At 63.0% G+C, this 15,217-nt stretch carries 12 protein-coding genes; 5 read left to right on the forward strand and 7 right to left on the reverse strand.

The genetic code is table 11. From position 1 onward, the window contains the following. The 3 genes from Q1V51_RS13435 to Q1V51_RS03485 all read right to left on the reverse strand — a co-directional run. On the reverse strand, positions 1–119 hold a 119-nt coding region (locus Q1V51_RS13435; protein ID WP_366145068.1), incomplete at its 3' end, for an FAD-binding protein. A 132-nt stretch (positions 120–251) separates the two neighbouring features. Further along, a complete protein-coding gene (locus tag Q1V51_RS03480; protein ID WP_300552905.1) occupies positions 252–689 on the reverse strand; it encodes a sulfur transferase domain-containing protein in 438 nt (145 codons plus the stop codon). Continuing rightward, a complete protein-coding gene (locus Q1V51_RS03485; RefSeq protein ID WP_300552908.1) occupies positions 686–1,654 on the reverse strand; it encodes a mitochondrial fission ELM1 family protein in 969 nt (322 codons plus the stop codon). The genes Q1V51_RS03480 and Q1V51_RS03485 overlap by 4 nt, the downstream gene beginning before the upstream one ends. A 111-nt stretch (positions 1,655–1,765) precedes the next feature. Between Q1V51_RS03485 and Q1V51_RS03490 the strand changes: the two genes are divergently transcribed. Further along, positions 1,766–2,146: a BlaI/MecI/CopY family transcriptional regulator gene (locus Q1V51_RS03490; protein WP_300552910.1), complete on the forward strand. Its 381-nt coding sequence runs from the start codon at positions 1,766–1,768 to the stop codon at positions 2,144–2,146. Further along, complete coding sequence (locus Q1V51_RS03495) at positions 2,143–3,858, forward strand: peptidoglycan DD-metalloendopeptidase family protein (protein WP_300552912.1); 1,716 nt, start codon at positions 2,143–2,145, stop codon at positions 3,856–3,858. Before Q1V51_RS03490 ends, Q1V51_RS03495 begins: the two co-directional genes overlap by 4 nt. A gap of 115 nt (positions 3,859–3,973) precedes the next feature. Here Q1V51_RS03495 and greA read toward each other — a convergent pair whose 3' ends face one another. The 4 genes from greA to carA form a co-directional block, all read right to left on the reverse strand. Next, on the reverse strand, positions 3,974–4,447 hold the full coding sequence (gene greA / locus Q1V51_RS03500) for a transcription elongation factor GreA (protein ID WP_300552915.1): 474 nt from the start codon (positions 4,445–4,447) through the stop codon (positions 3,974–3,976). A gap of 337 nt (positions 4,448–4,784) precedes the next feature. After that, a complete protein-coding gene (gene carB, locus Q1V51_RS03505) occupies positions 4,785–8,045 on the reverse strand; it encodes a carbamoyl-phosphate synthase large subunit (RefSeq protein ID WP_300552917.1) in 3,261 nt (1,086 codons plus the stop codon). 147 nt (positions 8,046–8,192) lie between these two features. After that, on the reverse strand, positions 8,193–9,698 hold the full coding sequence (locus tag Q1V51_RS03510) for a peptide ABC transporter substrate-binding protein (RefSeq protein WP_300552920.1): 1,506 nt from the start codon (positions 9,696–9,698) through the stop codon (positions 8,193–8,195). A gap of 53 nt (positions 9,699–9,751) precedes the next feature. Beyond that, positions 9,752–10,924: a glutamine-hydrolyzing carbamoyl-phosphate synthase small subunit gene (carA, locus tag Q1V51_RS03515; RefSeq protein WP_300552923.1), complete on the reverse strand. Its 1,173-nt coding sequence runs from the start codon at positions 10,922–10,924 to the stop codon at positions 9,752–9,754. Positions 10,925–11,263: 339 nt separating this feature from the next. Here carA and Q1V51_RS03520 point away from each other — a divergent pair, with 339 nt between their 5' ends. From Q1V51_RS03520 to Q1V51_RS03530, 3 genes are all read left to right on the forward strand, one after another. Next, positions 11,264–11,731, forward strand: a complete 468-nt coding sequence (locus Q1V51_RS03520; protein WP_300552925.1) for a GatB/YqeY domain-containing protein — start codon at positions 11,264–11,266, stop codon at positions 11,729–11,731. 74 nt (positions 11,732–11,805) lie between these two features. Beyond that, positions 11,806–13,686 carry a DNA primase gene (dnaG, locus tag Q1V51_RS03525; RefSeq protein ID WP_300552927.1) on the forward strand — a complete coding sequence of 627 codons (1,881 nt, stop codon included), beginning with the start codon at positions 11,806–11,808 and terminating at the stop codon, positions 13,684–13,686. A gap of 49 nt (positions 13,687–13,735) precedes the next feature. Further along, the coding region (locus tag Q1V51_RS03530) for a sigma-70 family RNA polymerase sigma factor (RefSeq protein ID WP_300552930.1) at positions 13,736–15,217 on the forward strand (1,482 nt) is incomplete at its 3' end.

The raw sequence follows: 15,217 nt of genomic DNA on the forward strand, positions 1-15,217 counted from the left end.
GGCTGCAGGCCGGCGATCAGGGTGGGCTCGAGCATGGCGCGGGCGGCGTAGATCGCAGCGGTGTAGCCTGCTGCGCCCGAGCCGATGATGATGAGGCGCGAGTGACGCGTGTCCGACATGGGTCTTCCTTAAGTCTTTTGAATGCGCGGCGCAGGACGGCGCCGAGTCGTCTGACTCCTATATAAGACCAGTTTTTGAAATTGCCCGCCCACCGTTGCAGTGCGCGGTTGCAGTACTGTGTTGTGTGAGGGCTAGGCGCCGTCACCGGGCATCAGCGCGGCGACCATGTTCGGGTCGCGGCCGCCGGGCCAGCCGATGTGATCAAAGACATTGGCGATGGAGGCGTCACGGCTCAGCAGGAGAGCGCCATAAAGATGGGCCGAGCGGGTGCCGGATTTGCAATGCATGACGACATCGCCCTCGGTGCTGTCGAGCAGCTCGGCGAGTTGCCCGGCCAGGGCCGGGGAGGCGCCATAGGACCCGCCAATCGGCAGTTCGAGATAGGTCAGGCCGCGCGCTTCCACTTCGGCCTTGAGATCAAAGGGCAGGCTGGCGGTTTCTTCCGGCGTGCGCGAATTGACCAGCGCCTTGGCGCCAGCGTCTGCCCAGGCATCCAGGGCAGCAAGGTCAGGCTGGGCGGCGAGGATGATGCGGTCGTGACGAACGACTTCTACAGCGGGCTGGCTCATGCGGTTGGCTCCTTTTTGGGGCTGGCAGCCGACAGGGCCTGCCAGCGGCGAATGAGAATATCGGCGACCCGGTCCGTCTCGAATAGCGGCGGATAGGTCCATCGCTCGAGACGGCCGAGATAGGGTTTGAGGGCACCATGGCCTACCAGGGCGGCGTGCAGACGCCCGAATTTGCCCGGCTGGCCGGCCATGGGCAGGGCGTAGACCGGACGGCCAGTGGCGGCGGCCTCGACCAGCATATTGGTTGATTCTTCTGTGACAAAGATCCAGTCAGCGGCGGCCAGGAAGGCGAAATAGGGGTTCTCGCCCTCACCATCGAAGAACCAGACGCTGTCGCGGTTGTGGAACCTGTCACGCAGCTGCTTGGCGACTGCCGCTGGTGTACGCCGCGAGACGGTGATCATCAGGCTGACGCCCTGGTCCTGCAATTGCTCCAGTCGGCGCACCAAATAGTCCTGGATCTCGCCCGTCATCTCGAAACGCTTGGACTTGCCGCCGATCAGGACGGCCGCGCGCGGTGCGGGCAGGGTGTCGATCCGGGCCGCGAAATCCTGCTGCGCGGTTTCCAGCTGGGCCAGGGTGATCCGGTTGGGCGAGCCGATCATGCTGACCGCATTGTCGCGGCACAGCCGGTCATGTTCCGGCGCGATGATCAGGTCGAATTCATTGTACTGGGTACGCGGATCTTGGACGTAGACAAAGACACAGTCCGGAAAGATCTGACGATGTTTGCGCACCAGCGGGATGGCCGCGCGGCCGCAGCCAATCCACAGATCCGGCGGCGGGCTATCGGGCAGGGTGACGTAGCGGTCCTTGCGTACCACGACCTTGTGGATCGCTACCTCTGCCACGCTGCGCCGGGCGACCGCCTCGGCCAGGCCCAGGGCCTGGTTTTCAATGCCGCGGCGGCCATCGGACACGACCCAGATACGGGCCGGAGCAGAATTAGAAAGCGTGTCGTCCATCGTCCGGTTAGAGACCGCAGGGCCGGCGCCGTCAAGGCGCACGGAATTGCGGGGTTGCGACACTTGTAGCGCAGTGCTACAAGCGTAGCGACAACGCTATGAGGTGATCGCGTGAGCAAGGCCAACCCAGCCCAGCCGTCCCAGTCTGAACTGGCAGTTCTCAAACAGCTCTGGGCCAGTGGCGCGCAGAGCGCACGCGAGATTCACACCAAGGTCGAACCGGAAACCGGCTGGTCCTACTCCACCACCCGCACCCTGATCACACGCATGGCGGACAAGGGTCTGGTTGCGCGAAAGGATGTGCACGGTCTCTCCGTCTTCGAGGCAAGCGTCGAGAAAGTCTCGCTGATGAGCGATCTCATACGCGATTTCGCCTCCAAGGTTCTCGAACTCGACCAGCCCCTGCCGGCCACGGCCTTCGCGTCCAGCCGTCTGTTCACCCAGGAAGAGGCCGAAGCGCTTTCCCGTCTGCTCGAGGAGGATGAGCAATGAGTGGACTGGCCCAGGCGCTCCTGCTCGGCGTCATCGCCTCCTGTGCTGCCGGCGCCATCCTGCTGGCGGGCGGACGTATGCTTGAGCGCCGCTTCGGCCCGCTTGGCGACCTGATCTGGCGCGCCTTCCGGGTGCTGGTCTTGCTGCCTATCCTGGCCGCTCCCCTGATCCATTTCGTGCCGCAGACGCGCGAAGTCGTGGTTGCCGCCCCGGCTGTAGAGCTCGCTGTCGATTTCCATGCGCCGTTGGAGGCGGGGCCGGTCGCGATGTCGTCCCAGTCTAATTCCGTGCGCTGGCCGTCCGTGACCCGTCTGCTTGGGGGGCTTTACGGTCTCGGGCTGGCCCTGGCGCTTTACGGCTGCTGGCGCCGGCACCGGGCCCGCGGTCGCCTGCTGGCTGAGGCTAGGCCTGGCGATCCCGCCATTGACGCCTTGCTGCGTGGAGCCGCGCGTCTCAGCGGCGCGCGCTTGCCGGAACTCCTGGTACGCCAGGATGTCGACAGCCCGGTGCTGACCGGGTGGCGCGAGGTGATCCTGGCTCCGGACGATCTGGCCGAGACTCCGCAAACGGCGCGTTTCGCCCTCCTGCACGAGCTGGTGCATTTGCGCCGCGGGGATGAACGCGACCGGCTCATCGGCATCGCCTTGAAGACGGTCTTCTGGTTTCACTGGCCCCTGCGCCAGATCGAATTTCACCTTGATGCGGCGCGCGAGATCGCCTGCGACGCCGAGGTGATGGAGATTTTGGGAAGCGGGGCACGTAAGCCCTATGCGGCGAGTTTGATCGGTCTGATGCAGGCGGCTTCTGCCCCCGCCTCGGCATTCGGAGCCGATAATCGGAGACTACGTGAAATGCGTATCAAAGCCATTCTGAACCGCCGGCCTGGCACAGCCCGTTCAGCCTCCATGATCGTTCTGGCCGCCAGTGCCGTGCTCAGCCCGGTCGCTCTGGCCCAGACCCTGATGACTGACCGTGTCGAGCGGCAGGTGCCGGTCTATGCCGAGCCGCTGCCTGCTATCGCGCCACTGGCGTCTGCGACCGCCGAGCCGTCAGCCGAACCGGCGCCGCTTGCCGAACCGCGCCCCGAGCCGCGGCCACGCGCCTCTATTGCACCGCTTCCGGCATCGCTCACCCAAGCGGCGGAACCTGTTGCCGCGCCGCTGGCGGAACCGGCGGGCCTGACTATTGAAGCGGACAGTTTCGTGATTGCGTCTGCGCCGTCAGCGCAGCACGCGCCGCGCGTCATCGCCTCCGGCAGCGTGGCGGTGGGGTTGCTGGTTGATGCGCCCGATTTCTCCCACACCGTCACCGATGGCCGGATCACCAGCCTCTATGGTGATCGCCCCGCGCGTCCGGCGGGTGCCCCGCGCATGCATCATGGCGTTGATGTTGCGGCGCCCACCGGAACCGCCATTACGGCCCCCGGTGCTGGCGTCATTACCCATGCCGAGATGGGCTTCAACGGTTCGGCTCGCTGGGGCAATACAGTGGTGATTGACCACGGCGATGGCTGGTCAACGCTTTACGCCCACATGCACATCATTGATGTCGAGGTTGGTGAAGTCGTGCAGGCGGGCAGCCAGATTGGTGAGGTCGGATCGACCGGCGCCTCGACCGGACCGCATGTCCATGTCGAGTTGCGTCATAATGGCGAGCGGATCGATCCGGGCACACACATACCAGGCCTGCCGGCCCGCCAGGACCTGAGATAACCGGGATTGCGGTCCGGGGAGTTTCTAGCCTGCTCCGCATTCCCAAAACCGGATCGCAAGAACGGCCGGAGTGGCAGCTCCGGCCGTTCAGCCTATCGGTTGTGGGCCGGAGTCGTCAGACCCACTCGACCTTGACGATCTCGTAGGACTTGAGGCCGCCCGGAGCGTTGACCTCGACGACGTCGCCGACTTCCTTGTTGATCATGGCGCGCGAGATCGGCGAGGAGATCGAGATCTTGCCCGCTTTCACATCCGCTTCGTCATCACCAACGATCTGGTAGGTCGACTCTTCCTCTGTATCCTCGTCGAACACGGTGACGGTCGCGCCGAACTTCACGTTCTCGCCGCTCATCCGGGACACGTCGATCACCTGGGACCGGGCCAGCTTGTCCTCGAGCTCGGCCAGGCGGCCTTCGATATAGCCCTGGCGCTCCTTGGCCGCGTGGTACTCCGCATTCTCGGACAGGTCGCCGTGTTCGCGCGCCTCAGCAATCGCTGCAATGACGGCGGGGCGTTCCACGGTCTTCAAATGTTTCATTTCTTCGTCGAGGGCCTGGTGACCCGCGGCGGTCATGGGGATCTTGTTCATGCGACCACTTATCTTCGGGAGAGCTCAAAACGCTAGCGCTGAGTGCTGTCGCTATCAAGAGTAGGTTTGCAGTCCGCTCAGCGCAAGCACACCGAGAGCGTTTCGATCGTGCAAAATGCACTCAGCGCCCGGCCCCCCGGCAGCTCGTCTTGGCTCAATAACTGGTGGATTGGTGGCGCCAATGTGATCAATGACGGCAAGGCCGATCTGATTCGGATTTCCAACGACCTGCCAGTGCAGGCGCAGCCCGCATCATGGCGGGCGCAACCTTGGCGGCGCCTGGCCACACGTGACAATGAGACCGGCCGCATCTGTATCAGGTGCGGCCGGCTTCGTTTCAGGTGTTGTAGGACTGAATCGACATTGGTTCGAGCGCACCGTCATCGATGCGGCGCAGCGAAGCGATTGCTGCCCTTGCGGCTGAGGCCGTCGTGTAACAGGGGATCTTCATGTCCAGCGCCGTGCGACGGATGGAATAGCTGTCCAGGTGTGACTGGCGGCCCTCAGTCGTGTTGAAGATCAACTGGACCTCGCCGTTTTTCATCAGGTCGACAATATGCGGCCGGCCTTCAAATACCTTGTTGACGCGCGTCACCGGAACGCCGGCATCCTCGAACGTCGTGGCTGTGCCGCCGGTGGCCAGAATGGTGAAACCGAGCATCACCAGCACCCGTGCCGGATCGATCATCGCCGCCTTGTCGCTTTCCTTGAGGGAGATGAAGACGGAGCCGGTGCGCGGCAGGGCGATGCCTGCGCCGAGCTCTGCCTTGGCAAAGGCCGCCTCGAACAGGGTGTCGATCCCCATGACCTCGCCGGTTGAACGCATTTCCGGCCCCAGCACCGGGTCGACGCCCGGGAAGCGCGCAAACGGCATCACCGCTTCCTTGACCGAGACATGTTTCGGCGCCGGGTCGGAGAGGTTGAAGTCGGACAGCTTGGCGCCGGCCATGACCTTGGCCGCCAGCTTGGCGACCGGTTCGCCGATCGCCTTGGCCACGAAGGGCACGGTCCGCGAGGCACGCGGATTGACCTCGAGCACGTAGATGATGTCGTCCTTGACCGCGAACTGGACATTCATCAGCCCGCGCACGCCAATGGCCTTAGCCATTTCAACAGCCTGGCGCTTGAGCTCGGAGATCATCTCGTCAGACAGGGAATAGGGCGGCAGGGAGCAGGCACTGTCACCGGAATGCACGCCGGCCTCCTCGATATGCTGCATCACACCAGCCACCCAGACATCCTCGCCATCGCAGATGGCGTCGACATCGACCTCGTCAGCGTCGGTGAGATAGCGATCGAGCAGCAGCGGTGAATTGCCGGAGACATTGACCGCCTCGCGCAGATAGCGCTCGAAACTGTCGGTCTCGCGGACAATCTCCATGGCCCGGCCGCCGAGCACATAGGACGGGCGCAGCACCAGCGGGAAGCCGAGTTTCTCGGCGGCCGCGCGGGCCTCTTCCTCGGAGCGGACAATCGCATTGGGCGGCTGTTTCAGGCCGAGGTCGTCGAGCAATTGTTTGAAACGGTCGCGGTCTTCCGCCAGGTCGATGGCATCGGGCAGGGTGCCGAGGATCGGCACGCCTTCCGCTTCAAGCTCGCCGGCCAGTTTCAGCGGGGTCTGGCCGCCATACTGGACGACCACGCCGAGCAATTCTCCATTCTGGCGTTCCGTCTCAATCAGTTCGAGCGTGTCCTCGATGGTCAGCGGCTCGAAATAGAGCCGGTCCGCCGTGTCGTAATCGGTCGAAACCGTTTCCGGGTTGCAGTTCACCATGATCGACTCAAGGCCCATCTCGGCGAAGGCGAAGGCGGCGTGACAGCAGCAATAATCGAACTCGATGCCCTGGCCGATCCGGTTCGGGCCGCCGCCCAGGATGATGGCTTTCTTGGCGCCGCTCGGCTCGCTTTCGCAATCGGCGATACCGTCATAGCCCGGCGTTTCGTAGCATGAATACATATACGGCGTGGCGGCACGGAATTCGGCGGCGCAGGTGTCCACGCGCTTGAACACCGGGCGCACGCCCAGATCACGGCGGGCCTTGCGCACTTCGGCCTCGGTCTTGCCGGTCAGCTTGGCCAGTCGGGCGTCGGAAAAGCCCATCATCTTGAGTTGGCGGAAGGCCTTGGCGTCTGCCGGCAAGCCCATGGTCGAGACCTCATTCTCGGCATGCACCAGCGCTTCGATCTGGCGCAGGAACCAGGGCTCGTAAAGAGACGCACGCTCCACCTCGTCCAGGGTAAGGCCTTCGCGGAAGGCCTGGGCGATGACACGCAGGCGGTCCGGCGTCGGATTGGTCAGGGCGGCACGCACCGCTTCCTTGCGGGTCGCCTCATCGGTAGCTTCATCGGCGCCCTGGATCTCGATCTCGTCAAACCCGTCCAGACCGGTTTCCAGCGAGCGCAGGGCTTTCTGCATGCTTTCCTGGAAGGACCGGCCAATGGCCATGGCCTCACCCACCGACTTCATGGAGGTGGTCAGGTTGGAATCAGCGCCCGGGTATTTCTCAAACGCAAAGCGCGGGATCTTGGTGACGACATAGTCGATCGTCGGCTCAAAGCTCGCTGGCGTCGCGCCGGCGGTAATGTCATTGGCGATTTCGTCGAGCGTGTAGCCAATGGCCAGTTTGGCCGCGACCTTGGCGATCGGGAAGCCGGTGGCCTTGGAAGCCAGGGCGGAAGAGCGCGAAACGCGCGGATTCATCTCGATGACGACTAGGCGGCCATCCTTCGGATTGACCGCGAACTGCACGTTGGAGCCCCCGGTCTCGACACCGATCTCGCGCAGGACCGCAATCGAGGCGGTGCGCATGATCTGGTATTCCTTGTCGGTCAGGGTCAGGGCTGGAGCCACCGTGATCGAGTCACCGGTATGGACGCCCATCGGATCGATATTCTCGATCGAACAGATAATGATGCAATTGTCCGCCTTGTCGCGGACGACTTCCATCTCGAACTCTTTCCACCCGACAATGGATTCCTCGACCAGGATTTCCGTCACGGGCGAGGCATCGAGCCCGCTCTGGCAGATCTCGCGATATTCTTCGATATTGTAAGCGATGCCGCCGCCCGTTCCGCCCAGGGTGAAGGACGGACGGATAATGGACGGCAGGCCGATTTCGCTCATGACGGCTTCCGCCTCAGCCATGGAGTGCACGACGCGCGAGCGCGGGCTCTCCAGGCCGAGCTTGTCCATGGCGGCGCGGAAGCGCTCGCGGTTTTCCGCCTTGTCGATGACATCGGCCTTGGCGCCGATCATCTCGACGCCGAAGAGATCAAGAACGCCGCGCTTGTCGAGCTCCAGGGCACAGTTCAGCGCCGTCTGTCCACCCATGGTCGGGAGCAGGGCGTCCGGGCGTTCCTTCTCGATCACCTTGGCGACCATTTCCGGCGTGATCGGCTCGATATAAGTCGCATCGGCCAGTTCCGGGTCGGTCATGATCGTCGCCGGATTGGAATTGACCAGGATGACCCGATAGCCCTCTTCCTTGAGCGCCTTGACCGCCTGAACCCCGGAATAGTCGAATTCGCAGGCCTGGCCGATAACGATCGGGCCGGCGCCGATGATGAGAATGGAGTTCAGATCGGAACGTTTGGGCATGGGCGGTCCTGCTCGCGTGCGTGCGCGTTTCACCCCACCGGAAAGGCCCGGAGAAGTGTGTCGCGTTTGAATTGGATGCTGAGCGGGGTTCCTAGCCCGGATTCGAACGGAAGGCGAGAGGCGTTGTGACTTAGATCATGTGTTCTGTCAGCTCGCGGTGATACCCAGATTGCGCCAAAGCATGGGTTGCACGCTGTCGCGGGTGCCGGTGACGCGGGTTTCGACCAGCCAGTGGGCGCGTTCATGGGCCAGGGTGACAATGGCGGCTTCCTGCATCAGCCTGGCTTCGGCAGCGAAATAGGTCTCGGCCCGCAAGCCTGGATCATTTTCTTCGCGGGCGGCCTGCATGATCGCCGCGAATTGATCATCAACCCAGTTGAAATTGGCGGCGAAACCAGTCGGACCGAACGGATCGAGCATGAAGAAGGGATCCGCTTTCAGACCGCGATTGAATCCGGCCACGGCAATATCGAAATCGCCGGCATCGACCGCCTGGTAGAGATCGGTCGGATAGCTGACCAGGATTTCCGTCTCGACCCCGATCCGGCGCCAGTCATCGGCCAGGGCGACGGCAATGCGTTCGCCCATGCCCGTTGTCGTGCGGATTTCCAGGGGGCGTTCGAACTGGAAACTGTCCGGGGCGGGTGGGATTGTGTTGGGGCTGTCCTTGAGCACACTGGCGCTAGCGCTGGCTGATCCGGCAAAGACTTCGCGGGCGATAAAGTCCCGGTCGACGGCCCGGGCCAGCACGATCCGGTTTTCAAGCTGATCGAGCGGGCTGCGGGCATGGTTGAGCTTGAGATAGCGCAGGATGGGCGCCTCGAAGCCACGCAGCCGGTCGCCAAGCTCGCCTTGCAGGAAGCTGATCTGGTTGGCGGGCGGGTTCTGGGCGAGATCGAGGTCGCCCGCCCGGAACAAGCGCACCCGTGTGGCATCATCACGTACCGAGAGCACTTCAATGCGCGGAATGGATACACCGGCACGACCATAGTAATGCGGATTGCGGATCAGGCTGATTGCCGTCTGGCTGACGCTCTCGACCTTGTAGGCGCCAGCTGAGACCCAGTATTCCGGCTCGACCCAGTCATCGCCGACCCGTTCGATGAGATGGCGTGGGAAGGGATAGAATTCGCGCATCAAAACCGGGAACAGGCCGAGCGGTGTTGTCAGGCGGAAAGAGACCATGCGGTCATTCAGCGCCGTGACGCCGAGCGCCTGGGGCGGCACGTCTCCGGCGAGGGCGGCGCGGGCGTTTTCGACGGCGTAGAAATCGCCCAGATCGGAAAAACTCTCGGCCGGGTCCACCAGGCGCTGGGCTGACCAGACGATGTCATGCGCGGTTAGCGGTCGGCCATCAGACCAGGCCAGCTCCTCCCGCAAGGTAAAGGTCCAGGTCAAACCGTCCGGGCTGATGCTCCAGCTCTCTGCCAGGCCCGGGGCCAGTTCGCCATCGGGCCCGTAATCGGTCAGCCCGGCATGCACCTGGTAATAGATCAGCGCCGCGGCAGAGAGCTCGCCGCGCGCTGGGTCGAGACTGTCGGGCAGGTTGGCGACGCCAACGCGGAGTGTGTCCGCGGGAATTTCGTTGCGACCGCAGGCGGCCAGCGCAGCAGCGGAAAGCAGGACGGAGCGGCGGTCGAGCAAAAACGGCATGAGGTGACGCTAGCGCGGTTCGGTGGCCCGGCGCCAGCGCTATTGGGCCGCGGTCAGGCAGGCGTTTTGCTGCCCAGCGATCCGACAAACCCCTTAAACACGCCGAAACTGTCCTGCGGTCCCGGGCTGGCTTCCGGGTGGTGCTGGACGGCCTGGACCGGCTTGTCGGCGAGTTTGAAGCCGCAATTGGTGCCGTCGAACAGGGAGACATGGGTTTCGATGGCACCCTCCGGCAGGGAGGCGCCGTCGACGGCGAAGCCGTGATTCATCGACACGATCTCAACCTGGCCGGTCTCATGGTTCTTCACCGGGTGATTGGCGCCGTGATGACCCTGGGCCATCTTGATCGTCTTGCCGCCCACTGCCAAGGCCAGCATCTGGTGGCCCAGGCAAATACCCAGCATCGGTGTGCCGGCCTCGATCAGGCCTTTCAGCGTCGGCAGGGCGTATTCGCCGGTCGCCGCCGGATCGCCCGGGCCATTGGAGACGACAACACCGTCCGGGGACATTTTCAGCACGTCCTCGGCACTGGTTTTTCCAGGCACCACGGCGACGCGGGCACCGGCATCGACCAGCAGGCGCAGGATATTGGCCTTCACACCATAATCGAGCACGACGACGCGCGGACCGTCTTTGGGACCCTCGGCAAAGCCTTCATCCCAGCTCCAGGCGCCCTCAGTCCAGTCGCCACCGCTTTCGCGGGCGACATCGGCCGCGAGTTCACGGCCTTCCATCGAGGTGGCGCCGGCCGCGGCAGCTTTGAGGGCCTCGATATCGATCGCGCCGGACGGGTCGTAAGCGATGGCGCACATCGGCATGCCATGCTCGCGGATGCGGCGGGTCAGGGCGCGGGTGTCGATACCGGAGATGGAGACAATACCGCGGGCCCGCATCCATTCTTCAAACGCCTGTTCGGCACGGTAATTGGCCGGCGGGGTGATCTCGACCCGGCTGACCATGCCGACCGCGGCTTTTTTCGCAGGCGCGCTGGTGGCCTCCTCGTCTTCCGGATTGGCGCCGACATTGCCGACATGCGGGAAGGTGAAGCAGACGACCTGGCCGGCATAGGACGGATCCGCGAGGATTTCCTGGTGGCCGGTCATGGCCGTGTTGAAACAGAGCTCGCCGGTGGCAATGCCGGTCGCGCCGCTGCCCGTACCGACGAAAACGCTTCCATCTGCCAGCGCGAGAGCGGCGGTCGGGCGGTCGGTTTGAATATCGGACATGGGGCGGTCTCCTGTTTGGCGCCTTATGACGCGGAATCGCGCCGGCGTCGACCGCCGGATAAACGGCCGGGTCACTAGTCTGTCCCAGACCCGGGGTCAATACCGGCGAGCCTGCCCGTCACGTCATCGCGAAAAGTGTCTTGATTCTTTCACACAGACGGCATAATGACCCGCTCCTTGGTTTGGGGAGGCGCGCTTTTCAGCGCAGCAATAATGAGTGCCAGACCACGAAGGATTTGAAGCACGCGCCAAACGTCAGTTGCGTCGACAAAAATGCCACCCACATAAAGGCAGATCACGCAGGTTTGGCATTGTGCCGAAGCAAAGCGAGTTAATCTCATGAAGCTCCGCGACCGGATTTCCGCAGAACTCAAAACCGCCCTCAAGGCGAAGGACAAGGCGCGTCTGTCGACGCTGCGTCTGATTTCTGCGGCCATCAAGGACCGTGACATCGCTGCCCGCGCAGAAGACCGCTGCGGTGGCTGCGAGGAAACCGAAATCATGGCCATCCTGCAAAAGCTGCAAAAGCAGCGTGAGGAAAGCGCCGATACGTATGAAAAAGCCGGTCGTCTCGATCTCGCTGAGGCGGAGCGTGGCGAAGCCGCGATCGTGGCGGAATTCTTGCCCAAGCCAATGGACGATGGCGAAATTGCCGATGCCACGGCGAATGTCGTCTCCGATCTGGAGGCGAACGGGCTCAAGGATATGGGGCGTTGCATGGCCGAGCTGAAATCGCGCTATGCCGGCCGTATGGATTTCGGCAAGGCGGGCGCCAAGGTCAAAGACCTACTCACGGGCGCTGCATAACGCACTAGTGACGTGGCCGGTTTTTCCGGCCAACCTGTCTGGCCATGCTGGATAGGTAGGCAAGCAGGAGCGCTATGCGCCTGGGTGAAGACTTCATCGACGAAATCAAGGGCCGTGTGCGCCTGTCCGACCTCGTTGGACGGTCTGTCCAGCTGAAGCGCCAGGGCCGCGAATTCGTTGGCCTGTCGCCCTTCAAGAAGGAGAAGACGCCCTCCTTCTACGTCAATGATGATAAGCGTTTTTACCACTGCTTTTCCTCTGGCAAGCATGGCGACGCCTTTTCCTGGCTGCAGGAGATTGAGGGCCTGTCCTTCATGGAGGCCGCCGAGCGTTTGGCGGCCGAGGCGGGCTTGTCCTTGCCTGAGCCGGATCCGCAGCAAGAAGAACGCACCCAGCGCCGCAAATCGCTCGTCGAGTGGATGGAGGCCGCCCAGGCTTTTTTCCTGCGCGCGCTGCGCTCGCCCCAGGCCGAGCATGCGCGTGATTATCTCAAGGGCCGCGGTCTGACCGGTCTCGACTGCAAGCATTTCGGTATTGGCTACGCGCCGGCCGGGCGGCATGATCTCAAGGATGAGCTGGTGACCGCCGGTGCACCGGTCGATGATCTCATCGAGTGCGGGCTTCTGATCCAGCCCGATGATGGCTCGCCCTATGACCGGTTCCGCGATCGCATCATGTTCCCGATCCACGACCCGCGCGGCCGGCTGGTGGCGTTTGGCGGGCGTGCATTGTCGAAGGATGTGCGGGCGAAATATCTTAACTCGCCAGAGACGCCGATCTTCCACAAGGGCTCCGTCCTCTACAATTTCCCCAAGGCGCGCCGCGCGGCCGCCGATCCCAAGGCCGGCGCCAAGGGCTTGATCGTCGCCGAGGGTTATCTCGACGTCATTGCCCTGGCCCGGGCCGGTCTGGAACAGGCGGTGGCCCCGCTGGGGACAGCCGTAACCGAGGAACAGCTGCAATTGCTCTGGCGGGCCGGCGATGAGCCAGTCATGTGCCTGGATGGTGACCGTGCCGGTCAGGCTGCAGCGCTGAAGGCCGCAGAGCGTGCCCTGCCCTTGCTCGAGCCGGGCCGCACCCTGCGTTTTGCTTTCATGCCGGAAGGTCAGGACCCCGATGATGTGCTCAGCGCCAGCGGTCCCAAGGCCTTGCATGGCCTAGTCGAGGAGACGCGGGCCCTGATCGACGTGCTCTGGGACCATGAAGTTGAACTGGAACCGCTGACGGACCCGGACCGCCGGGCCGGTTTCCGCAAGCGCATCCGGGCGCTGACCTCGACCATCGCCAATTCCGATGTCCGCGAAGAATACAAGGCCGAGTTCGAGCGTCGCATGGATGCCGCATTCGGGCCGCCGCGGCGGGATCAGGGCTATCAGGGCCGGGGTGGACAGCGTGATTGGCGTGGCGGTCGCCAGGTGCGGCTGGGGGCGTCGGCGGAAATGAAACGCCGGCTGGGCGTGCAGCAAGGTCGGGTGGACGCCGCCGATCTGCGCCGGGGCGTGACCAATACCAATGCCATGATGCTGTTGGTTGCGCTCCTGGAATGGCCCGATCTGGTCGAGGAACTGATTGAAGAAATCGCACTTATTTCCTTTGGATCGCTTGACAATTTACGTGACGCCGTTTTAGACGCATGCTCTCTCGGACCGGCTGTGTCTTCCAGCGAGCTTCAGGCAGAGCTTCTGTCGCGCGGATTTGCGCAAGATATTCAACGCTTGGAAGTCAATCGGGGGCCCATGCGGGCGACTATAGGTGGACCAGACGTTTCAGTTTCGGTGCGGGCCGGGGCTTGGAGACGGCTGGCTTCTGTCTATATGAGACAGTGTGGCAGCCAGGAGCAGCGCGAAGACCTCCGCGCGCTCGCAGAGAAGAAAATCACAGAGAATGACTCCGAAAGCGTTCGAAGCATCAGCGAAGCCTATCGCCGTGAGAACGCCAGAGACGAGTCCGATTGAGACGAAATCAAATCGCGCACATACCACTCGTGCGACCAGGGACGATTAGATGACAAAGCCGGCCGAAGCCAACGAAGCATCGGAACAACAGGACGGACCGCTGCTCGATCTTACCGATCAGACCGTCAAGAACTTCATCAAGAACGCCAAGAAGCGCGGCTACGTCACCCATGACGAGCTTAATGCCGTGCTGCCGAGCGAGGAGTTCTCGTCTGAGCAGATCGAGGACGTGCTCGCACAGCTGTCCGAGATGGGCATCAACGTCATCGACAAGGATGATGATGCCGAGGACGACCGCGAGGATGAAAACGCCGCCGCTCCGGCCAGCGACAGCAAGGCTGTAGCGACGGCAGCGAAGACTGCGGTCACCGGTCAGAATACCGGTTCCTCTGCCGACCGTACTGATGACCCGGTGCGCATGTACCTGCGCGAAATGGGCTCGGTCGAGCTCCTGTCCCGCGAGGGCGAGATCGCCATTGCCAAACGCATCGAGCCCGCCCGCAATGCGATGATCCGCGGTCTGTGCGAGAGCCCGCTGACCTTCGAAGCCATCATGGTGTGGCGCGAGGAATTGCAGGAAGGCCAGGTCCTGCTGCGTGACATTATCGATCTCGACGCGACCTATGGCGGTCAGCAGGGCGAGAGCGAGGAAGAGGGCGAAGGCGAGGGCGAAACCGCTGAAGGTGAAACCCCGATCCCGGCCACCGGTCCCAAGGCGGATGATCCCGAAGACGAGGATGAAGACGACGCCAAGGCCGAAGGCGAAGAGGGTGAAGAGGGCGAGAGCTCCGAGAATTCCGACGATGATGATGACGATGACGGCGCCGCCCTGTCGCTGTCCGCGATGGAAGCCGAGCTGCGCGAAGGCGTCATGGAGACGCTTGACGGTATCGCCACCGATTTCGCCGCCTTCCGCAAACTGCAGGACAAGCTCGTTGCCGCGCGTATCGAAGGCAAGGACCTGACCAAGCAGAGCCGTGAGAAATACGAGTCGACACAGAACTCGATCGTCACCGCGCTCAACACCATGCACCTCAACAACGCCCGTATCGAGGCGCTGGTTGAGCAGCTCTACGCCATCAACAAGGAGCGCATGTCGCTTGAGGGCAAGCTCCTTCGCATGGCTGATGCCCATGGTGTGCCGCGGGCCCAGTTCATGGACAGCTATTTCGGCAACGAACTGAGCCCGGACTGGCCGCAGTCCATGGCCGGTACTTCGAAGGCCTGGGATCGTTTCATTGAACGCGAAGCGACCGATGCCAATGCCATCCGCGATGAAATCGCCGATCTGACGCAGCGCGCCGGCGTGCCGATTGAGGATCTGCGCCGCATTGTGCGTACCGTGCAGAAGGGCGAGCGTGAGGCCCGTGTGGCCAAGAAGGAAATGGTTGAGGCCAATCTGCGTCTCGTCATCTCCATCGCCAAGAAATACACCAATCGCGGCCTGCAATTCCTCGACCTGATCCAGGAAGGCAATATCGGCCTGATGAAGGCCGTCGATAAGTTCGAATACCGCCGCGGTTACAAGTTC

It is taken from the genome of Maricaulis sp. (assembly GCF_030149235.1).
GTDB lineage: Bacteria > Pseudomonadota > Alphaproteobacteria > Caulobacterales > Maricaulaceae > Maricaulis.